23 protein-coding genes are annotated in these 19,590 nt (G+C 40.8%); 9 read left to right on the top strand and 14 right to left on the bottom strand.

Going from position 1 to position 19,590, the window contains the following annotated elements:
• The first annotated feature begins 311 nt into the window (after nt 1-311).
• From gabP to MHB67_RS03000, 3 genes are all read left to right on the top strand, one after another.
• On the top strand, nt 312-1,700 hold the full coding sequence (gene gabP / locus MHB67_RS03010; protein WP_024424482.1) for a GABA permease: 1,389 nt from the start codon (nt 312-314) through the stop codon (nt 1,698-1,700).
• A 97-nt stretch (nt 1,701-1,797) separates the two neighbouring features.
• Nucleotides 1,798-3,330 (top strand): multicopper oxidase domain-containing protein, encoded by a 1,533-nt coding sequence (locus MHB67_RS03005; RefSeq protein ID WP_216100125.1) that lies wholly within the window; start codon nt 1,798-1,800, stop codon nt 3,328-3,330.
• A gap of 272 nt (nt 3,331-3,602) precedes the next feature.
• Nucleotides 3,603-3,971, top strand: coding sequence for a carboxymuconolactone decarboxylase family protein (locus MHB67_RS03000; RefSeq protein ID WP_206534047.1), 369 nt, complete (start codon nt 3,603-3,605; stop codon nt 3,969-3,971).
• Nucleotides 3,972-4,185: 214 nt separating this feature from the next.
• Here MHB67_RS03000 and MHB67_RS02995 read toward each other — a convergent pair whose 3' ends face one another.
• Both MHB67_RS02995 and MHB67_RS02990 read right to left on the bottom strand, forming a co-directional pair.
• Nucleotides 4,186-5,235, bottom strand: coding sequence for a hypothetical protein (locus tag MHB67_RS02995; RefSeq protein WP_263905533.1), 1,050 nt, complete (start codon nt 5,233-5,235; stop codon nt 4,186-4,188).
• Between the two features lie 73 nt (nt 5,236-5,308).
• Nucleotides 5,309-5,677 carry an RlpA-like double-psi beta-barrel domain-containing protein gene (locus MHB67_RS02990; RefSeq protein WP_024424478.1) on the bottom strand — a complete coding sequence of 123 codons (369 nt, stop codon included), beginning with the start codon at nt 5,675-5,677 and terminating at the stop codon, nt 5,309-5,311.
• A gap of 209 nt (nt 5,678-5,886) precedes the next feature.
• Here MHB67_RS02990 and MHB67_RS02985 point away from each other — a divergent pair, with 209 nt between their 5' ends.
• Together MHB67_RS02985 and MHB67_RS02980 are read left to right on the top strand one after the other, a co-directional pair.
• On the top strand, nt 5,887-6,561 hold the full coding sequence (locus tag MHB67_RS02985; RefSeq protein ID WP_103132252.1) for a hypothetical protein: 675 nt from the start codon (nt 5,887-5,889) through the stop codon (nt 6,559-6,561).
• Between the two features lie 124 nt (nt 6,562-6,685).
• The gene (locus tag MHB67_RS02980; protein ID WP_103132251.1) at nt 6,686-7,153 is read left to right on the top strand and encodes a hypothetical protein; all 468 of its coding nucleotides are present in this window, start codon (nt 6,686-6,688) and stop codon (nt 7,151-7,153) included.
• A gap of 48 nt (nt 7,154-7,201) precedes the next feature.
• Here MHB67_RS02980 and MHB67_RS02975 read toward each other — a convergent pair whose 3' ends face one another.
• The 6 genes from MHB67_RS02975 to groES form a co-directional block, all read right to left on the bottom strand.
• Nucleotides 7,202-7,639, bottom strand: a complete 438-nt coding sequence (locus MHB67_RS02975) for a hypothetical protein (protein ID WP_103132250.1) — start codon at nt 7,637-7,639, stop codon at nt 7,202-7,204.
• 177 nt (nt 7,640-7,816) lie between these two features.
• Nucleotides 7,817-8,419 carry an FMN-binding negative transcriptional regulator gene (locus MHB67_RS02970; RefSeq protein WP_103132249.1) on the bottom strand — a complete coding sequence of 201 codons (603 nt, stop codon included), beginning with the start codon at nt 8,417-8,419 and terminating at the stop codon, nt 7,817-7,819.
• 20 nt (nt 8,420-8,439) lie between these two features.
• Nucleotides 8,440-8,958, bottom strand: a complete 519-nt coding sequence (locus MHB67_RS02965; protein ID WP_073204059.1) for a GNAT family N-acetyltransferase — start codon at nt 8,956-8,958, stop codon at nt 8,440-8,442.
• Between the two features lie 21 nt (nt 8,959-8,979).
• Complete coding sequence (locus tag MHB67_RS02960) at nt 8,980-9,432, bottom strand: MarR family transcriptional regulator (protein WP_073204057.1); 453 nt, start codon at nt 9,430-9,432, stop codon at nt 8,980-8,982.
• Nucleotides 9,433-9,818: 386 nt separating this feature from the next.
• Entirely contained in the window at nt 9,819-11,453 is a 1,635-nt protein-coding gene (gene groL, locus MHB67_RS02955; protein ID WP_024424467.1) for a chaperonin GroEL, read from the bottom strand.
• Nucleotides 11,454-11,508: 55 nt separating this feature from the next.
• Complete coding sequence (groES, locus tag MHB67_RS02950; protein ID WP_024426730.1) at nt 11,509-11,793, bottom strand: co-chaperone GroES; 285 nt, start codon at nt 11,791-11,793, stop codon at nt 11,509-11,511.
• A 229-nt stretch (nt 11,794-12,022) separates the two neighbouring features.
• Between groES and MHB67_RS02945 the strand changes: the two genes are divergently transcribed.
• The 3 genes from MHB67_RS02945 to MHB67_RS02935 are packed head-to-tail and all read left to right on the top strand — an operon-like array spanning nt 12,023 to nt 13,631.
• The gene (locus MHB67_RS02945) at nt 12,023-12,757 is read left to right on the top strand and encodes a CPBP family intramembrane glutamic endopeptidase (RefSeq protein WP_283859907.1); all 735 of its coding nucleotides are present in this window, start codon (nt 12,023-12,025) and stop codon (nt 12,755-12,757) included.
• Nucleotides 12,754-12,948 (top strand): YdiK family protein, encoded by a 195-nt coding sequence (locus MHB67_RS02940; protein WP_003213897.1) that lies wholly within the window; start codon nt 12,754-12,756, stop codon nt 12,946-12,948. Before MHB67_RS02945 ends, MHB67_RS02940 begins: the two co-directional genes overlap by 4 nt.
• A gap of 56 nt (nt 12,949-13,004) precedes the next feature.
• Nucleotides 13,005-13,631, top strand: coding sequence for an NUDIX domain-containing protein (locus tag MHB67_RS02935; RefSeq protein WP_133744798.1), 627 nt, complete (start codon nt 13,005-13,007; stop codon nt 13,629-13,631).
• A 39-nt stretch (nt 13,632-13,670) separates the two neighbouring features.
• On the opposite strand, the gene tatC is transcribed toward MHB67_RS02935, so the two are convergent.
• The 4 genes from tatC to moaC are packed head-to-tail and all read right to left on the bottom strand — an operon-like array spanning nt 13,671 to nt 15,803.
• Nucleotides 13,671-14,429 (bottom strand): twin-arginine translocase subunit TatC, encoded by a 759-nt coding sequence (tatC, locus tag MHB67_RS02930; RefSeq protein ID WP_073204051.1) that lies wholly within the window; start codon nt 14,427-14,429, stop codon nt 13,671-13,673.
• A gap of 6 nt (nt 14,430-14,435) precedes the next feature.
• Complete coding sequence (locus MHB67_RS02925) at nt 14,436-14,615, bottom strand: twin-arginine translocase TatA/TatE family subunit (protein ID WP_008355689.1); 180 nt, start codon at nt 14,613-14,615, stop codon at nt 14,436-14,438.
• 27 nt (nt 14,616-14,642) lie between these two features.
• Complete coding sequence (locus MHB67_RS02920) at nt 14,643-15,296, bottom strand: redox-sensing transcriptional repressor Rex (RefSeq protein ID WP_008355687.1); 654 nt, start codon at nt 15,294-15,296, stop codon at nt 14,643-14,645.
• A 15-nt stretch (nt 15,297-15,311) separates the two neighbouring features.
• Nucleotides 15,312-15,803, bottom strand: a complete 492-nt coding sequence (gene moaC, locus MHB67_RS02915; protein WP_122631705.1) for a cyclic pyranopterin monophosphate synthase MoaC — start codon at nt 15,801-15,803, stop codon at nt 15,312-15,314.
• Between the two features lie 138 nt (nt 15,804-15,941).
• Here moaC and MHB67_RS02910 point away from each other — a divergent pair, with 138 nt between their 5' ends.
• Nucleotides 15,942-17,864, top strand: a complete 1,923-nt coding sequence (locus tag MHB67_RS02910) for an ABC-F family ATP-binding cassette domain-containing protein (protein ID WP_151040337.1) — start codon at nt 15,942-15,944, stop codon at nt 17,862-17,864.
• Nucleotides 17,865-18,133: 269 nt separating this feature from the next.
• On the opposite strand, the gene tsaD is transcribed toward MHB67_RS02910, so the two are convergent.
• Complete coding sequence (gene tsaD, locus MHB67_RS02905) at nt 18,134-19,162, bottom strand: tRNA (adenosine(37)-N6)-threonylcarbamoyltransferase complex transferase subunit TsaD (protein WP_151040339.1); 1,029 nt, start codon at nt 19,160-19,162, stop codon at nt 18,134-18,136.
• Nucleotides 19,155-19,583: a ribosomal protein S18-alanine N-acetyltransferase gene (gene rimI, locus MHB67_RS02900; protein WP_024424460.1), complete on the bottom strand. Its 429-nt coding sequence runs from the start codon at nt 19,581-19,583 to the stop codon at nt 19,155-19,157. Before rimI ends, tsaD begins: the two co-directional genes overlap by 8 nt.
• Between the last annotated feature and the right edge of the window lie 7 nt (nt 19,584-19,590).

Genomic DNA, 19,590 nt, shown 5'->3' with positions numbered 1-19,590 from the left:
CCATCAACCTTTTTCCAATTCTCTTCGAAATGGACATATCGTCAAATCACTCTTCTCTGGTAAATTATCAGAATAATTTTATTTTGAGACACAACTTCCCTCCTTCCTTTTTTATGCTATTTTAAAAATAAACAGAGGGAAAAGAGGGAACATAATCTCTCAAATCCTTTCTACTTTTTAACATCATGTTAAGAGGTTTGAAATGTCAGTTTGATAACCTGTCCAATGCTGAATGACAATTCAGTATGATAAAATTTAAAATATTCTAAAAACAAATTCTCTATTCATGAGAAATGTTTGGAGGTAAAGAAATGTCCAACATGACAAACGGTCTTCAAAAAAACCTTAAAACAAGACATATTTCGATGATCTCCATTGCTGGGGTCATTGGGGCAGGGCTATTTGTTGGTAGTGGCGCTGTCATTCATTCTGCAGGGCCTGGATCCATTCTTTCCTATTCTTTTGCCGGACTTCTGGTGATCTTTATTATGAGAATGCTTGGAGAAATGGCATGTGCCTATCCGACAAGCGGTTCTTTCTCACAATATGCGAGCGATGCCATCGGTCCATGGGCCGGGTTTACAATCGGCTGGCTTTACTGGTTCTTCTGGGTGATCGTCATCGCCATTGAAGCCATTGCCGGTGCTGCCATTATTCAATATTGGTATGGAGATGCACCTGTTTGGCTCACAAGTCTTATCCTCACAATCCTCTTAACATTAACAAATATCTTTTCTGTTAAATCTTTTGGCGAATTTGAATATTGGTTTTCATTAATTAAAGTCGTCAGCATCATTCTCTTTCTACTCATTGGTTTTGCATTTATCTTTGGTTTTGGCGGTCATCATACTTCAGGTCTTGCCAATCTAACAGGGAACGGCGGTTTTCTTCCAAATGGATTCAGCTCTGTGTTACTCGGAATCGTCGTCGTCATCTTTTCCTTCATGGGAACGGAGATTGTGGCCATAGCGGCCGGTGAATCAGCAGACCCAGTCAAATCTGTGACGACAGCCACCCGCTCTGTTGTATGGCGTATTATCGTATTCTATGTTGGATCAATTGCTGTCGTTGTCACCTTGCTTCCTTGGAATTCCGCAAGTATTTTAACAAGCCCGTTCGTTGCGGTATTAGAATACATTGGTGTTCCATCAGCCGCTCAAGTCATGAACGTCATTGTCTTAACAGCTGTTCTATCTTGTTTAAACTCCGGTTTGTACACAACGTCCAGAATGCTTTATTCATTAGCAGAAAGAGGCGAAGCGCCAAAACGCTTTATGAAAATCAGCAAACGTGGTGTTCCTGTAGCGGCTACAGTCGCAGGTACCTTCTTTTCCTACATTGCCGTCATGATGAACTACTTTTATCCTGAAACCATCTTTTTGTTCTTAGTCAACGCATCTGGTGCCATTGCCCTTCTTGTTTACTTGGTCATTGCCGTTTCACAATTAAGAATGCGACGCAAAATCGAAAAAGAAAATCCAGAACAGCTCAAAATCAAAATGTGGCTGTTCCCATACCTCACGTACTTTACCATTTTGGTCATTTGCGCCATCTTGGCATCGATGCTGTTTATCGAATCCATGCGGCCACAGCTCATTTTGACGAGTATCATTACCTTTGGCGTACTGGCTGCTTATTTCATCTTTAAACCGAATAAAAAAGTGCCTGCAAATGCGGCGCTTGAAAATAAACACCCGTAATTCTCCCGCTGAAAAGCGGGTTTTTTTATTTTATTCACCTATTTGGATGTCCGCACTTATACTGTATCAAATTGAATTTAAGTGAGGATTAGTCAACATGAACCTAGAAAAATTTGTTGACGAGCTTCCAATTCCAGAAGTCGCGGAGCCCGTCAAAAAGAACCCAAGACAAACGTATTATGAAATTGCTATGGAGGAGGTATTCTTAAAAGTTCATAGAGACCTGCCCCCAACCAAGCTATGGACCTATAATGGCAGCTTGCCTGGACCAACCATTAAAGCCAATCGAAATGAAAAGGTCAAAGTGAAATGGATGAACAAATTGCCATTGAAACATTTTCTGCCTGTCGATCACACCATCCACTCCGGTCATCACGATGAACCAGAGGTCAAAACAGTCGTTCATCTGCATGGCGGCGTCACGCCAGCAAGCAGTGACGGCTACCCAGAGGCCTGGTTTTCACGGGACTTTGAAGCAACCGGCCCTTTTTTTGAAAGAGAGACTTACGTCTACCCAAATCATCAGCAAGCCTGCACATTGTGGTATCACGATCATGCGATGGCATTGACACGACTAAATGTGTACGCCGGTTTAGCTGGGTTTTATTTGATCTCAGATGCATTTGAAAAGTCTTTAGAGCTTCCGAAAGATGACTATGACATTCCTTTAATGATTATGGACCGGACGTTTCAGGAGGATGGCTCACTGTTTTATCCTAGCAGACCAAACGATACGCCAGAGGACAGTGACATACCAGACCCATCCATCGTGCCCTTTTTTTGTGGAGAAACGATCTTAGTCAATGGAAAAGTATGGCCCTATTTAGAAGTAGAGCCGCGAAAATACCGTTTTCGTATTTTAAATGCGTCCAATACTAGAACTTACGAGCTGCATCTAGATAATGACGCTACAATCTTGCAAATTGGTTCCGATGGGGGCTTTTTGCCAAGACCCGTTCGCCATCAATCCTTTAGCATCGCGCCTGCTGAACGTTTCGATGTCATCATCGACTTTTCAGCTTACGAAAACAAAACGATCACTCTCAAAAATACAGCCGGCTGCGGACAGGATGTGAATCCTGAAACAGATGCGAACATTATGCAATTCAAAGTCACACGTCCACTAAAAGGGAGAGTACCTAAAACATTACGTCCGATTTTTAAACCGCTGCCAACGCTTCGGCCAAGTCGAGCTGATAGAGAGCGTACACTCACACTTACCGGCACACAGGATAAATACGGCCGCCCTATCCTATTGCTCGATAACCATTTTTGGAATGATCCTGTCACTGAAAATCCTCGTCTTGGCAGTCTAGAGGTATGGTCTATCGTCAATCCAACCAGAGGGACACACCCTATTCATTTGCACCTTGTTCAATTTAGGGTTTTAGACAGAAGGCCATTTGATACAGAAGTCTATCAATCGACAGGAGAAATCGTGTATACAGGACCAAACGAAGCGCCTCCTTTACATGAACAAGGCTACAAGGACACCATTCAGGCGCATGCAGGTGAAGTCATTCGGATCGTTGCTCGATTTGTTCCATACAGCGGCCGGTATGTGTGGCATTGTCATATTTTAGAACATGAAGATTATGACATGATGAGGCCGATGGATATCATTCAGTAAAAATGAAACCACTCTTCCGCCAAATGCGTAGAACTTATGAAACTGCTGATTACAAAGGGGCTAACGGACATCCAGTCATTAGCCCTTTTATGATCCATTTCAAAATGGAAAAATAAATCGCATGAATCATTCCTTTGAAGAGCGTTCCATACTTAAAAAGTTGACGCAGCAACCGATAATACTACTATATACCCATTACATCTATCAAAAGGCACATAAGCCATAATGAACGAACAAATGGAAAATTGCGATAAAAAACGGAGGAGTTCAATTTGAATGAAGAAAAAGAGACTTGCCAGGAACAAGAAACAGCGGCAGGTAACAGAGAGAAGCTTTCAATTTATGAAAACGAGAGCATTCGGTCAAACATTGAACAACTAACCATTGAACTCAGTGAACAAAAAGAATTCAATCACTTCATATTAGATGAAAAACAAAAGGCAATCAGCACATTATCTTCCCTCATCACAAAAGGCAATTGTGATGAAGACTTAAAGACTCATTTTGAACAAGCATTACATATCGGACTTTCTGTTATAGAGATTATGGAGATTATTAAACACTGTACAAAGGTTGCTGGCTTCCCTCACTCCATTAATGCCCTGTTTATCTTTCAAAACTTATTAGATGAAAACAAATAAAACAGAGAAAACGAGATGTCATCAGTCCTCTCGTTTTTTTATGTTCACTCATATTACTCTTTTTCTTTTCCTCTGTCACATAAGCAAAATACGAAAATAGCACTCGTATCCCTGCATAAAAACTGATTTTCCTTCTATAAATCCACCATTTCTCCAGCATATCAAGTGACAAAATAAAAAAACGTCCAGTTATATAAATAACTGAACGTTTCCTTTATCGATTGACAGTGAAATTATTAACGATTCCGCCATCCTTCTCCCAAGCGGCTTCCACTGTTTTCTTCTTCATATTGTATTCAAAAATCGTTCTTACTTTCGCCTTTCGTCCGGTGTCATCCTTTAATTCTTCTGCGTCTTTTGCAACACCTAAGAAATAAACAGACGACCCGTCCGTAGAAAATTGCGGCTGTGCAGCACTTAAAATATGAACATCCTGGCTGTTTTTAACGAGTGTCGTCGTTTTTCCTGTTTCTACATCAAGCAACTTAATCGAGGATATTTCTTTTTCTTTACGAACCTTTACTTCTGTATAAATCAATTTCTTATGATCTGGAGAAAATGAAATATCATTGATCGTTTGTGAGATACGTGCAATGCGTTTCCCCTTCTCACCTGTTTGAAGGGTGATCTTCATGGTTGTTGGTTCAGGATCTCTGCCCTTTTCATTCGCTTCATCGGTTTTTTGATAATCTTCTTTTAAAGAATAATGCTGGATCGCCAAATCATTTGAAGTCGGATCATATGCAAAAGAACTCACCGTATCATCCTTGCTTTTTTCCGGATACAGCTCTTTCATTTTGTGTGTTTTCAAATCAAAAGATGCGACATAAAATTGCTCTCCAGAATCCTTGTTATACCTTAGAAATAACTTCTTTCCGTCACCAGACAGCCTCATACTGTCGATAGAATCATCACTCGTAAACAGTGTTTTTTCTTCGTCAGATTTCACATTTAATTCCCGAATACTCACCTTTTGCGTGTCTTCATCCGTATACGTGTAATATAAAACCTGTTTCGTAGAATCATAAGCAATTGAAGGATATGCTGTCAGTTTCTCCGTATGAAGCGCCCGATCGTGCAAATAATAAGTATTGTTTAACTTTTGATCTGTAAATGAAACGAGCAATTCGTCTTTTGCATCTTGGTTTGTTTTGACTTTTCCTGTATGTTTCGCCTCTTGCTCCGGCTTCATCATGAAGAAAATAACTGCCGCAATCACTGCGACGCCAATGACTGTGATGATCCACCATGTTGATTTTTTCATTGCCTTTCAGACCCTCTCTACAAGAAAAGAAGCCAGAAAATGAACTTTTCCCGCTTCTTTGCATGCCTATGTATTAATAAGTGTAATGCCCTTTTACGACACCTTTACTTGTTTTATACCCAAGTGCTTTGAATGCTTTTGGACTTACGTCTAATACAGCATTTGGCATTCTGCCTACATCATATTTATATACTGTAATCACTTTATGTGGTTTCGCTTTTGTTGTCACTCTTAGTTTTGTACCTTTTTTCGGTACGTCAAAGCCCATTTTAGTTGCTGCATCCCAATGACCGAGTTTTTTTCCATCTGCGCCTTTTTTGCCGACACCATTATACCAAGTAATATTGCCGCTTACTTTTTTTGCACTTGCTCCATGTGAGAAACTGAATGCTAAAAATAAACTAGCTACTGTTACGATTGTCGTGATAAGCTTTTTATTCATTAAGAAATCCTCCGTTTTTGGTTTCTGCACTCATTATACATGAAGATGAACCCAGTTATTTTACAGACACATTACAATTCAAATACAAGTTGACCACTTTATGACCGATAAAGTTCATAAATACTACCATAAACAGTCAGAACATTGTAAGCAGCCCCCCTCTTTCATTTTATATAATAAAAGTGAATCAAATTTAAGGGGGAATTTTCATGAAAAAGTGTTTCACCGTTTTGATTGTAAGTTTGGCCTTCGTTTTGATGTTTTCAAGTCTTCCTGCCTCAGCGGCTAGTCCTCGTCACGGCGCTATTGTGACGCAAACAGATGAAGCCAAATGGTCAGGTATCTCTGCTGATATTGTCCTGCCGAAAACAGCCACCATTAAAAACGGCTATGCGGACTGGTATCTCGGTCTCGGCTCTGCTGTTGTAGAGAGCGGTATTTCAAAAACGTCTTCTGGCTATAAAGTTTTTCTGGGCAGCGGCTCACAAGGCGGCAGTAAATACTGGAACAGCGAATACGATACAAGTATTAAAGATGGCGCACGTATCAACTTAAAGCTCATCAACAATGGTGATGGCACGGTGTCACTATATGTCAATGGGAAATTGCGCTATAAGCAGCCTGTTTACAACCCTAGCCGTCTGAAAAACCTTGATGTTGTCAAAATGGTACATGGCGTACAGGATAATGGAACAAACAGCTATTCACAAGCAAGCTTTTCGAATGTACAGCTTCGTGCAAATACATCAGGAAGTGTCTATAAAAATTGGGACGGGTCAATCAAATCGTCACTTTTACGTAAAAATTTAGAATCCGGTGCCGCAGCTCCTAAATTCACCGTCATTTCTTCTATCCCATTAAGTACAAGCCTTTCAGCACAATAAGAAAAAAGCACCCTCCATTGGGTGCTTTTTATTGTTCACAGCTTATCAACACTTCTCTTTTAATCAAAACAAAGATTCGTGGTAACATAAACATACAACATTCGACGAAAAAAGGAGAACGAACGTGAAAAAAAGTCTACTTGTTTTCATGAGTCTAGTTGCAAGTCTCTCCATTCTAGCAGCTTGCTCAAATACGACAAAAGAACAAAAACCAGAATCTAAAGCACTTCCAACGATTAATGAACGCATTCAAAAGGAAACGAAAGAAGTGATGGAGCAGTCTAAACTCATCAAAGACACTGACATCACCGTGGATCAAAAGAAAAAAATCATTTCTTTAAACGTAACAGCTTCTTCTGATACCAATAGTGATTATGCTGAAGTCATCGGTTTAAACTTTGCAAAAACGCTGGCCATTGGAGCATCAACTGAAAAAGAAAACAATCTGCATAAACCGGAAAATGACAGCCTCGGTGCCCTCTATTCCTTTTATGACCTAAACATCACCGTGAAACAAGAAAACGGCAAGATGCTGGCAAAGGGAACGAAAAAAACAAATGAAACAAAAATTACTTGGGAAAGAGCCCAATAACTGTTTGATGAATTTTTTTATAACTAAAAAAGCTTGTAGAGAAGCAATCTACAAGCTTTTTTTAATGTTCATCTCGGTTAAATCGTCTCTCATAACATCGACCAGTGCGTGAATATCTGAGTGAGCCCTTGATGCTAAACGTACCAGCAAATCCTCTAAATACTCATACAAATGATGATCTCTCATTATATACTCCTCATATAACGGAATGACAAAGAAATAGAGCAAATCAGCGAATTCAAGTGCAGCGTCATCTTCATCCTCATCGTCTAACGCCTCTCCGACACTTTGAATCAACCAATTCAAATCTTCTTTCTTTTCAATCGGAACATACATCAGCTGATGAATATAATCCGTATCCTTCGCTTGTAAAATCCGCTCCGCTGTTTCTTTTGATAGCGCACCAATCTCTGTAGAAGAAATATTCACAACCGTTAATTCGTCCTCTGATCTTACTTGATTCATTTGCAGCAAGTTTTGGTCCATCTCGACTCACTCCCCATTCTCAGATACCTTTATTATAAGGAATTGATCTGATCTTTTATGGAAATAGTGGATTTTTTTATGTAATTTTAAAGAAAATGTGACTTTATAAGCCAAGATATCTCATATCTCTCAAACAAAAAACACTCTTGATCATAAGAGTGCTTTTTCTCATACTTCCTATAATCTTTCTTTCATCGCCTCAGCCATTTCCACTTCACCCTCTGCTTCCAGCTGTTCAATGATGCGGATATAATCCCTTTCGTGGCGATTTTGGCTTAATTTGAAAGCAGCCTGAACTTCATCAATGATGATCTTAAAGCCTACAATGCCTTTCATTTGCTTCTCTAACAGTTCCTCAGACAACGTATCCCATAGCACCGGCTGTTCTCTGTGACTTTCGTATGTCTCCAGCATTGTGGTTAATTCCTTAACCAGTTCCGATTTTTCAAGCAGTTCCGCCTTTCCATAAACATGAACAGCCTGGTAATTCCATGTTGGTACTGCTTCTTTTTCATACCATGAAGAAGATATGTAGGCATGTGGCCCTTGAAAAATGACGAGCGTCTTCTCGCTCTCTTCAAACGTTTTCCACTGAGGATTCCCAATCGCCATATGCCCTGAGATCACATACGAGTCTCCAACTTGATGAAAACTCACTGGAATATGTGTCGCAATGGGCTTTTCATTCATTGTTGTCACAACTGTAGCAAATGAATGAGATTGAATAAATGATTTGATTTTCTCCATATCTTTCACTCGAAAAAATGATGGGATATGCATGTACCCTTCCTCCTTTTTGATCAGCTCAATGTTTTGGTCATAATGAAATCCATTTGCTCTTCGTCCCCCATGAGAAAGGCGTGCACCCCTGTTCGAACAAACCCAAGCTTTTGATAGAAAGCGATGGCCGCTCTATTGTGCTCCCACACCCCAAGCCAAACATCCAGTTTATGATGATTTTTCGCAATTTCAATGGCTTGATCGATTAAATATCTGCCTAATCCTTGCTTTTGAAAGGACTGCTTAATATAAATTCTTTCAATCTCTAACGCGTCACTCCCCATCTCTTCTGATTGGGCATCATCCATATTGATCTTCAAATAACCAGCTACTTCCCCATTCACTTGAACAAAATAAAACTGTGAAGAAGGGTGCTGTAATTCCTTTAACAGCTGGTTTAGGTGAAAAGCTGTCTTCACGTACGCTTCGATATGTTCTACTTTGTTTTGATCCAGAAAGGTTTCTTTAAATGTATCGGTTCCAATTTTCTGAAGCTCCTTTACATGTTGTTCATTGCACCGAATGAAAGTGACGGTCATAAAGTCGTCCCTCCTTATTAATTAATAGTCTCTCTTTATCCCTTTTTTCACACCTTCCCAGTCCTTTTCTATATTCTTTCGCACCCTGAGAAGATACTCATAAATCTGTTCCGCTTCTTCCTTAGAAAACCCATCCAGCGCCACTTGATTCGAATAATCATGTTCTCGTTTAATCATTGGGTAGACTGCTTCCCCTTTTTCAGTGGGAAACAGCTTTTTGATTTTTTTATTCACACGATCATCTTTTTTCTCAATAAACCCATTCAGTTCTAATTTTTTGATAGCCCGAGCCGCCGTAGTTCGATCCACTTTAATCATTTCCGCCAGCTTTTCCTGAATGATACCAGGCTCCTCACAAATACGCACAAGATACAAATACTGCCCCTTCGTTAAATCGTACTCTTTAAATTCAATATTACTTATGGAATCAAGCGCGCGAGCTATCACACCGATCTCCCGCAATATTTCTTTCATGTATTCCAACTCCTTTTATTGTATTTACAACAATTAATTATAGCTAATATAACTGATAAAAGTTGTATTTGCAACAAAAACCCACTCCTTAATTGGAAGTGGGTTTTCAACTCTTTCCTTATTTATCACGCTTCTTCGATCCAAACAATCCAAACACGACAGCCAGTGCAACAATAATCGCCACCCACGTAGTGAAGCCCATATGATCACCGCTTTCTTTTTAAAATACCATATCGGTAAAGACCCATGAAATCACTTGATCATATTTTAACGATTGAGAAACAGTAAGGGTTTCAATTCATCATCCCTGATACTTTTTATTGCATGTGACCAAAATCATGAAGACATAACAAAAACCCCTATATTTCAAGGGGTTTTCGAGGGTGTTACATCATTCCGCCCATTCCACCCATTCCGCCCATATCTGGCATTCCGCCGCCTGAGCCGCCTTCTTCTGGTTTGTCAGCTACGACTGCTTCAGTTGTTAGAAGCATTGCTGCTACAGAAGCTGCGTTTTGAAGTGCAGAGCGAGTTACTTTTGTTGGGTCAACGATTCCTTTTTCGATCATGTTTACCCATTCGTTTGTTGCTGCGTTGAAGCCTACGCCAATTTCTTCGTTTTTCAAGCGCTCAACGATAACGGATCCTTCAAGACCAGCGTTGTGAGCGATTTGACGAATTGGCTCTTCAAGAGAACGTAGAACGATGTTTACACCTGTTTGAACGTCACCATCTGCTTCGATTGAAGCGACTTTGTTGTATACATTCACAAGTGCTGTACCACCACCGGATACGATACCTTCTTCAACTGCTGCACGAGTTGAGTTCAGTGCATCCTCGATGCGTAGTTTACGCTCTTTTAGTTCTGTTTCAGTTGCAGCACCAACTTTGATGACAGCGACGCCGCCAGCTAGTTTTGCAAGACGTTCTTGTAATTTTTCTTTATCGAATTCAGAAGTTGTTTCTTCTACTTGAGCACGGATTTGGTTCACACGTGCTGCGATTTGAGCAGAATCTCCTGAGCCCTCTACGATTGTTGTGTTTTCTTTTGTCACAACGACTTTAGACGCACGGCCAAGCTGACCGATTTCAGTTGATTTCAGGTCAAGTCCTAGGTCTTCTGTGATCAATTCTCCGCCAGTTAGAACAGAGATGTCTTCAAGCATTGCTTTACGACGATCACCGAATCCAGGAGCTTTTACTGCTACTGCGTTGAATGTACCACGAAGTTTGTTCACAACAAGAGTTGCAAGTGCTTCGCCTTCTACATCTTCAGCAATAAGCAATAATGGTTTTCCTTGTTGTACAACTTGCTCAAGTACAGGAAGGATTTCTTGAATGTTTGTGATTTTTTTATCAGTGATTAAGATGTAAGGATTTTCAAGAACCGCTTCCATCTTATCAGAATCGGTCACCATGTATGGTGAAGCATATCCGCGGTCAAATTGCATACCTTCAACCACTTCTAGCTCAGTTGTGAATCCTTTAGATTCTTCAATTGTGATAACTCCGTCGTTACCTACGCGTTCCATTGCTTCTGCGATTAGGCTGCCGACTTCTTCGTCTGCTGCAGAAATAGCCGCAACTTGAGCAATTGATTCTTTGCCTTCGATTGGTTTAGAAATCTCGTGCAAGCCTTCAAGTGCTACTTTCACTGCTTCTTCGATCCCTTTACGAACGCCAACAGGGTTTGCACCAGCTGTTACGTTTTTCAGACCTTCACGGATCATCGCTTGAGCTAGAACTGTTGCAGTCGTAGTACCGTCACCAGCTACGTCGTTTGTTTTGCTTGCAACTTCAGCCACAAGTTTTGCACCCATGTTTTCAAATGCATCTTCTAATTCAATTTCTTTTGCGATCGTTACACCATCATTTGTGATAAGTGGAGAACCGAATTTTTTCTCAAGAACCACGTTACGTCCTTTAGGTCCTAAAGTTACTTTTACAGCATCTGCAAGTGCATCTACACCGCGTAACATCGCGCGACGTGCTTCTTCACTGAACTTAATATCTTTTGCCATAATAACGAAACCTCCTCAGTCTTTTTAAAAATTTATCTCAATGTTTTTTATGTGATTAACCAATAACAGCTAAAATGTCGCTCTCACGAAGGATTAAATATTCTTTGCCTTCATATTTCACTTCAGTGCCTGCATATTTTGAGAAGATAATGCGGTCGCCTGTGCTTACTTCTAACGCAACGCGCTCACCACTTTCAAGTACACGCCCTGAACCTGCTGCAACAATTTTACCTTCTTGCGGTTTTTCTTTTGCAGAATCCGGTAAAACAATACCGCTAGCGGTTTTTTCCTCAGATTCAACGAGTTCAATGATTACGCGATCGCCTAATGGCTTTAACATAAGAAACAACCTCCTCAATTTTTATATGTAGTCTTTTTTAGCACTCATCACCAGCGAGTGCTAACACATTTATTATAATAAAGAATGTCTTCTGCAATTTCAAGTGAAAACCTTTAAAAATTTTTACGCTTTCACGATCTTTTTTGGTCTCAGATTCTTTCCTTTTCATCGAAAAAGGAGACTTGTGTTACAATAAATCTAGTTCTTTTAGTAAAGGGGTTTTCGTTACTTGAAAAAACAATATTGGTACATCATCTTAACGTATATATTGGTGCAGGTTTCTGCGTTTCCTTATGTGCTCATTATGAAATGGCTGGGATTCATTCAATCACCGATGACTCAAACAGAGCTTTCAAAATTATCAGGAACGTGGACAATCATCAGTTTTTGTATCGGATTGATCATTATTCTGCTCATCCTTCGAACCGTCCCAAAAGCTTCACTGCGAAATGAAGCGCCAGTTTCAATCGGTTCTGCTATCGCATGGATCATTGGCGGTTTCTTTCTTTCTCTCTTTGCACAATCGATTGCGGGGGCGATTGAACAATATGCATTCGGCATTGGCCGTGAGTCAGAAAATACGCAAACCATTTTATCCATTATGGATGCCGTTCCTTGGCTTGTGATCGTCATCGCCCTGATTGGTCCAATCTTAGAGGAAATCATTTTCCGTAAAATCATCTTTGGTGTGATTTATGAAAAAACAAATTTCTTCTTTGGAGCACTTGCCAGTTCAGTGGTTTTCGCTGCTGTACACTATGATTTTCCCCATATCTTGCTCTATACCGCAATGGGCTTTACCTTTGCCTTTTTATATGCGAAAACAAAACGAATCATTGTTCCAATCGGCGCTCATATGCTGATGAATTCACTTGTTGTTCTTGTGCAGATTGAGCCAGTGAAAAAAATGATTGAAGAACAATCTCAAACCATGCAAATGATTATTGGAGGCTTTTTCTCATGAGAAACCCAGTCGTATGGGGCATCATTTATTTTGCCGTAGGTGTCGCTTTCACCTATATGGCCATTCAAAACCCAGGTGACATGTGGTCATTTTACAGCATTTTGCTGATGGTGTTTGCGGCCTATAATATCAATATCGCGCTTAAAATGTTTGCCTTCTCTGTCAAACTCAAAAAACAGCAGCAAAAATAAATCAAAAACCATTTTCCGCGTTTGGAAAATGGTTTTTTTATGGAGGACGTGTCTTCATGGAACATGAAAAACTTCGCATCTTCAATGATCAACATGAAACGATTGGAACTGCCGCTCGTTCAGATGTCCACTCCCAAGGTCTTTGGCATGAAACATTTCATTTTTGGCTTCTTAAAAAAGAGCATGGCACCGTATATCTCTATTTTCAGCTAAGAAGTCCCGCAAAAAAGGATTTTCCTTCTATGTTTGATATCACCGCAGCGGGCCATCTTCTCGCAGATGAACAGCCTTCTGATGGCTTGAGAGAGGTAGAGGAAGAACTTGGTCTTTCTATCCCTTTTGAGGACCTCACCTTTGCAGGTCTCATACAGGATGAAATCCATATGCCTTCGTTCATCGACCGTGAGTTCTGCCATGTGTACCTTTATATGAATCAAGAAGAGCACATGGAAGTTTATCTACAGAAAGAAGAAGTCGCTGGTCTGTACAGAGCCAAGCTGCTTGATGCACAGCAGCTGTTAACAGGAACATGTGAAAGAATTCGAATCAAGGGCTTTCAAGTTGATGCAAACGAAGAACGACGTGAGGAAAGCATCGAAGTGGGTGTTCATGATTTTGTCCAGCATGAGCCCGCCTATTATGAGCACCTCTTTCATGCGATCAATCAATTTCTTACGCAATAGAAAAAGCATCGTGATCCCTCATTGGATCATGATGCTTTTTTATGAGACATAGTGACTTTCTTTCTCCTCTGTTTGCTGCATTTTGCGGTAGGTCACTCTTGAAATGATAATGCTCACTTCGTATAAAACGAGCATTGGCAAGGTGACCATGAGGTGAGAAACAAGCTCTGGCGGTGTAATGAGTGCGGCAATGACAAGGAGGACAAAATAGGCATACTTTCGTATTTTTGATAAAAACATCGGTGTGATGATGCCAAGTCTTGTGAGAAACATCAACACGACGGGCATCTGAAACAAAAAGCCAAATGGAAGTGTTAACTGCATCAGAAATGTAAAATACTCATGAATCCCAATGACTTGCTCTACATTTAAATCATTCGACATTCGCATCATAAAGTCGACGACAAACGGAAACAAAATAAAATAAGAGAAAGCCACACCGCTCAAAAATAAAAGCAGTGCAATCGGAATGTAAGCAAGTGTCACCTTTCTTTCTTTCTCATATAAGCCAGGACTCACAAACGCCCACAGCTGATATAAAATAACGGGACACGTCAAAACCAAAGCAATGACAAATGCGAACTGCATAAACACGTACAGTGGATCTGTAAGCTTAAATGCGTTCAGCGTGAGTGTTGCCGCTTCATCGGTATTTTGTAAATACACAATGACCGGCTTAGCGAGAAAAAAACCAGCCACCATAAAGGCGACAAAAAACATCGCAATGATCACTAAACGTTTTCGCAGTTCCACAATATGCTCCATAAGCGGCATATCTTTGACATTCATGAAGCTCATCCTATTCTACTGATCTTCTTTTTTCTTTTTTTCTTCCTGATCATCAGCTAAGCCTTTTGTGGCATTTTTGAATTCACGTAATGTATCTCCTGCTGCTCTTCCTAATTCAGGAAGCTTTTTCGGCCCAAAAATAATGAGCGCTACAATCGCAATCAGAATCAAACTCCCAGGACCGATCGGACCCATTTGCTCCACCCCCTTTACCCCTTTTCGTCAGTCCTCCTGCGTAACAGAGTAATGCTTTAAGAAATACACAAGAGACTGAAGTTCAACCGCCAAATCTATATGATGAATTCGAATGTGTTCCGGCACATTCAATCGAGCCGGCGTAAAGTTAAGGATTCCTTTGATGCCAAGGGCAATCAAACGATCTGTAATGGATTGAGCTGCTACGGCAGGTACTGTCAAAATCGCAACAGGGATATCTCCTACCTCTTGAACATGCTCTTCAAGCTTATCCAAATCATAGACAGGCACGCCGCCTATCTCACTTCCTATTTTACTCTCATTGACGTCAAAAGCCATTGAAATTTTTGTATTATTATTTTTGATGAAATTATAGTGTAAAAAAGCAGTCCCTAAATTCCCGACACCGATGAGCATGACATTGGTCATTTCATCTTGGTCAAGGGTCTTTCTGAAGAAGGTCAAGAGATAATCGACATTATAGCCATACCCTTTCTTCCCAAGTGCACCAAAGTACGAAAAATCTCGGCGAATGGTGGCAGAATCCACTTTGACTGCATCACTAAGCTCAGCTGATGACACCCTTTGTTTTCCTGATGCATGCAGATTTTTTAAAAAACGGTAATATAGCGGCAAACGTTTGGCTGTCGCTTGTGGAATTTTTGACTGATCTATATTCATATAAGGTCCTCCAACTTAAATATCAGATGCTCTGTGAAAATCACCATTTTTCCCGCCTGTCTTTTCAATTAGATAGGTAGGACCGATGATCATGCCTTTATCAATCGCTTTGCACATATCGTAAACGGTCAGTGCACATACTGAAGCAGAAGTGAGCGCTTCCATCTCCACACCCGTACTTCCTTTTGTTTTTACCTGTACTTGTATGTTCAGGATGTGCGCATTTCCGTCTTCCTCCCAATTAAAGGAGATATCCACGCCTTTTAGTGCAAGCGGATGACACATTGGAATGATAGTAGATGTTTGCTTTGCTGCCATGATGCCAGCAACCTGTGCAACAGACAGCACATCCCCTTTTCCAATTTCACGTTGCTCTATTTTATGAAACACTTCTTTTATCATACGAACACTTGAAGCAGCAACGGCGGTTCTCACTGTAGACGATTTGTCACTAATGTCGACCATCTTTGCTCTTCCCTGTTCGTTAAAGTGGCTAAATTGACTCATCTTTCAACGCTCCCTCACTCAAATGATACACTATTTTTTCCTATCTGTCTTTCATTTGAATATGGCGATTGTATGTAACATTTGCCGGTTTACTGCTGATAAGCTACACTTAACATATTATAGCAGAGGTGAAGTTACATGATGATTCTACAAGTGAATCAGCTGTCCAAATCGTTTGGCGCTGATACCGTTTTAACGAATATAAAATTGGAAGTCAAGGCAAGGGATCGAATTGCCATTGTAGGGCGTAACGGTGCAGGCAAATCCACGCTTTTGAAAATCATTGCCGGTCAAATGTCTTACGAGCAAGGTGAGATCATCAAACCAAAAGACCTATCGATCGGCTATTTAGCACAGCATACCGATGTGACGTCTACACGTACGTTAAAAGACGAATTATTATCGGTTTTTGATCATTTAAAAGAGATGGAACAAGAGATGAGAACCATTGAGGAGAAAATGGCTTCCTCCACAGGTTCTGAGCTGGATGCCCTTATGAAAACCTATGACAGGCTTCAACAGGAATTTAAAGACCAAGGCGGCTATCAATATGAAGCAGATGTCCGCTCCATTCTTCATGGACTCGGCTTTAGTCATTTTGAAGATGAGACAACCGTCCAATCCTTAAGCGGCGGCCAGAAAACACGTCTAGCGCTTGGAAAGCTCTTGTTAATGAAACCAGAACTCTTAATTCTGGATGAGCCGACCAACCATTTAGATATTGATACCTTATCATGGCTGGAGCAGTATTTGCAAAATTATACAGGCGCTATTCTTATCGTGTCCCATGACCGCTATTTCTTAGACAAAGTCGTAAACCACGTCTATGAAGTCTCAAGAACTTCGATGAAAAAGTTTGCAGGGAACTATAGTAAGTATCTTGAGCTGAAAGCAGAGCAGCTAGAGCGTGATATGAAACTCTACGAAAAGCAGCAAGAAGAGATCTCAAAGCTTCAAGATTTCGTGGATCGCAACCTGGCAAGAGCCTCGACCACAAAGCGCGCTCAAAGCAGACGCAAGCAGCTCGAACGGATGGATCGTTTAGATAAGCCTTTAGGTGACGAAAAATCCGCAAACTTTCATTTTGATATTACGAGACAAAGTGGCAATGATGTGCTGAAGGTGCATGATCTCGATATTAGTTATGATGAAAAAACACCGCTCCTATCCTCTCTTTCTTTTCAGATTAAACGCGAGGATAGTGTGGCACTCATTGGTCCTAACGGGATCGGGAAATCAACCCTTTTAAAAACGTTAACGAACACATTAACACCAGTAAAAGGCGACATCACTTTTGGATCTCATGTCACGATCGGCTACTATGACCAAGAGCAAGCCAAACTGACATCCTCGAAAAAAGTGCTCAATGAGCTTTGGGATGACTATCCTCATATGAATGAAAAAGAAATTCGGACATGTTTAGGAAACTTCCTTTTTTCCGGTGATGATGTTTTAAAGCCTGTCCATGCATTAAGCGGTGGAGAAAAAGCACGCCTTGCACTGGCAAAGCTGATGCTCCAAAAAGCCAATTTTCTTATTCTCGATGAGCCGACAAACCATCTGGATTTAGATAGTAAGGAAATTTTAGAGAATGCACTAATTGATTATCCAGGAACCATCTTATTTGTCTCGCATGATCGTTATTTTATCAATCGTCTCGCCACGAAAGTATTTGAGCTTTCGCCTACAGAAACAAGAGAATATCTCGGTGATTATGACTACTATCTTGAAAAGAAAAATGAACAATTAGAGCTGGAAGCACTTCAAGAAAATGAGCCGCTTAAAAAACAGGCTGCACAGCCAGCAGAAAAGGCAAAGCTTTCTTATGCGGAAGAAAAGGAACTGAAAAAGAAAGAAAGACAAAAGCAGCGCAGAATCGAAGAAATTGAAGAACGCATTGCTGTCGTCGAAGACAAGCTCGGTGAAAATGAACAGCTGCTATGTGATCCTGATATTTTTCAAGATCACGAGAAGGTCCAAGCCATTCAAACAGAAAATGATACGCTCAATCAAGAGCTGGAATCACTTTTTGCAGAGTGGGAAGAGCTGTCAGAAGCTTAAAGAGTGCCCTAAAAGGTACTCTTTTTTCTTTCAAAGAAAATTTATTATCCACAATGATACCCACAATAACTTCTTGATTATTCTTAAATACTTTAGACTTATCCACTTTATCCACAGAATTTTAATCACATATCCACAAAAAAGATCATGTTTATACACACCCTCTTCATATTAAAACAAAATTTTCTAACAATTGTGGATATATAACGTTTACATGTGAATAAATCGCTTTCATAGAAAATAAAAACCCCTGTAATCCACAGGAGTTTTCATTCATATGAGACTAGCGGCAGCCCTGGCTGCCCATTCATCGCCATATCGCCTCTGATTCCTTTTTCAAACGCAATGGTTCCAGCGGCAGCGATCATGGCTGCATTGTCTGTGCAAAGAGATAATGGCGGAATAATGACCTTCACGTCTGGCAGCTTCGTAAATGCTGAGGTTAAAGCTTTTCTTAGTCCTTTATTGGCAGCGACTCCTCCAGCTAGAACGACCTGCTTCACGCCATAGGCTTCAGCTGCTTTCAATGTTTTCCCAACAAGCACCTCAATGACGCTTGCTTGAAAACTTGCGGCCAGATTCTCTGGGGCAATCGTTTCTCCCTTTTGTGACGCATTGTGTAAGGTGTTGATCACAGCTGATTTTAAACCACTGAAGCTAAAGTGATAGGATCCTTCTTCAAGCCATGCACGAGGAAGCTTAATTGTCGGCTCTCCTTCATGCGCTAACCGATCAATATGAGGTCCGCCTGGGTACGGGAGACCCATCGTCCGGGCCACTTTATCGTATGCTTCTCCAGCTGCATCATCTAAAGTTTCTCCGATGACCTCAAAAGATCCGTGCTCCTTCATTAAAACAAGCTCAGTATGTCCGCCGGAGACAACAAGAGCTAAACATGGGAACTCCAATTCATCAACAAGCTGGTTTGCATAAATATGCCCTGCAATATGATGAACTCCAACAAGAGGAATTTGATGGGCAAAGCTCAGTGCCTTTGCTGCATTGACACCAATCAGCAGGGCACCGACGAGGCCAGGTCCTTCTGTGACAGCAATCGCATCTAAATCCTTAAAGCTCATACCCGCCTGTGCCATCACTTCTTCTAATACGATGGTGACTTGCTCCACGTGATGCCTTGAAGCAATTTCGGGTACAACTCCGCCAAATCGTTTATGACTGTCTATTTGCGAGGCCACCACATTCGCTATGATTTCCTGTCCATTTTTGACAATGGACGCAGCTGTTTCATCGCAGCTTGTTTCTATACCTAATATGAATCGATCTGTTTGTTCACTCATTTATATTCACCCACATGACTAATGCATCTTCTCCATTATCCGTATAATAATTCTTTCGAATAGAAGCTGGTCTGAAACCGAGCTTTTCATAGAGGGATTGTGCTGGTGTATTCGAAACCCGCACCTCTAAAGAAAGATGATCTGTCTTTTTTTCTTTGCAAAATTCCATGACATATCGAAGCAATGCTTCCCCGTAGCCTTTTCCTCTATGCTCAGGGAGAATCGCAATGTTCGTAATTTGTGCATCGTCCATGACAATCCAGACCCCGCAATATCCAACAGGCTGCTTATCTTCTTCAATGAGGAAATAATGGCTGTATTGGTTATGAAGAATCTCATAGACAAACGATTCCTTTTTCCAAGGCGCTGTAAACGAATGCACTTCAATCGTATACACCTCTGGAATGTCCGCTACTGTCATTTGTCGT

The organism is Bacillus sp. FSL H8-0516 (genome assembly GCF_038635285.1).
Lineage (GTDB): Bacteria > Bacillota > Bacilli > Bacillales > Bacillaceae > Bacillus > Bacillus safensis.
The sequence above is the reverse complement of the archived record's forward strand: the minus strand, read 5'-3'. Positions and strand labels throughout refer to the sequence as shown.

Excerpts from the sequence above, each read along its gene's own strand:
- gabP (WP_024424482.1), top strand. The coding sequence starts at position 312 with ATGTCCAACATGACAAACGGTCTTCAAAAAAACCTTAAAACAAGACAT.
- MHB67_RS03005 (WP_216100125.1), top strand. The coding sequence starts at position 1,798 with ATGAACCTAGAAAAATTTGTTGACGAGCTTCCAATTCCAGAAGTCGCG.
- MHB67_RS02995 (WP_263905533.1), bottom strand. The coding sequence starts at position 5,235 with ATGAAAAAATCAACATGGTGGATCATCACAGTCATTGGCGTCGCAGTG.
- MHB67_RS02990 (WP_024424478.1), bottom strand. The coding sequence starts at position 5,677 with ATGAATAAAAAGCTTATCACGACAATCGTAACAGTAGCTAGTTTATTT.
- MHB67_RS02985 (WP_103132252.1), top strand. The coding sequence starts at position 5,887 with ATGAAAAAGTGTTTCACCGTTTTGATTGTAAGTTTGGCCTTCGTTTTG.
- MHB67_RS02975 (WP_103132250.1), bottom strand. The coding sequence starts at position 7,639 with ATGGACCAAAACTTGCTGCAAATGAATCAAGTAAGATCAGAGGACGAA.
- MHB67_RS02970 (WP_103132249.1), bottom strand. The coding sequence starts at position 8,419 with ATGCATATCCCATCATTTTTTCGAGTGAAAGATATGGAGAAAATCAAA.
- MHB67_RS02965 (WP_073204059.1), bottom strand. The coding sequence starts at position 8,958 with ATGACCGTCACTTTCATTCGGTGCAATGAACAACATGTAAAGGAGCTT.
- MHB67_RS02960 (WP_073204057.1), bottom strand. The coding sequence starts at position 9,432 with ATGAAAGAAATATTGCGGGAGATCGGTGTGATAGCTCGCGCGCTTGAT.
- groL (WP_024424467.1), bottom strand. The coding sequence starts at position 11,453 with ATGGCAAAAGATATTAAGTTCAGTGAAGAAGCACGTCGCGCGATGTTA.
- groES (WP_024426730.1), bottom strand. The coding sequence starts at position 11,793 with ATGTTAAAGCCATTAGGCGATCGCGTAATCATTGAACTCGTTGAATCT.
- MHB67_RS02940 (WP_003213897.1), top strand. The coding sequence starts at position 12,754 with ATGAGAAACCCAGTCGTATGGGGCATCATTTATTTTGCCGTAGGTGTC.
- MHB67_RS02935 (WP_133744798.1), top strand. The coding sequence starts at position 13,005 with ATGGAACATGAAAAACTTCGCATCTTCAATGATCAACATGAAACGATT.
- tatC (WP_073204051.1), bottom strand. The coding sequence starts at position 14,429 with ATGAGCTTCATGAATGTCAAAGATATGCCGCTTATGGAGCATATTGTG.
- MHB67_RS02925 (WP_008355689.1), bottom strand. The coding sequence starts at position 14,615 with ATGGGTCCGATCGGTCCTGGGAGTTTGATTCTGATTGCGATTGTAGCG.
- MHB67_RS02920 (WP_008355687.1), bottom strand. The coding sequence starts at position 15,296 with ATGAATATAGATCAGTCAAAAATTCCACAAGCGACAGCCAAACGTTTG.
- moaC (WP_122631705.1), bottom strand. The coding sequence starts at position 15,803 with ATGAGTCAATTTAGCCACTTTAACGAACAGGGAAGAGCAAAGATGGTC.
- MHB67_RS02910 (WP_151040337.1), top strand. The coding sequence starts at position 15,942 with ATGATGATTCTACAAGTGAATCAGCTGTCCAAATCGTTTGGCGCTGAT.
- tsaD (WP_151040339.1), bottom strand. The coding sequence starts at position 19,162 with ATGAGTGAACAAACAGATCGATTCATATTAGGTATAGAAACAAGCTGC.
- rimI (WP_024424460.1), bottom strand. The coding sequence starts at position 19,583 with ATGACAGTAGCGGACATTCCAGAGGTGTATACGATTGAAGTGCATTCG.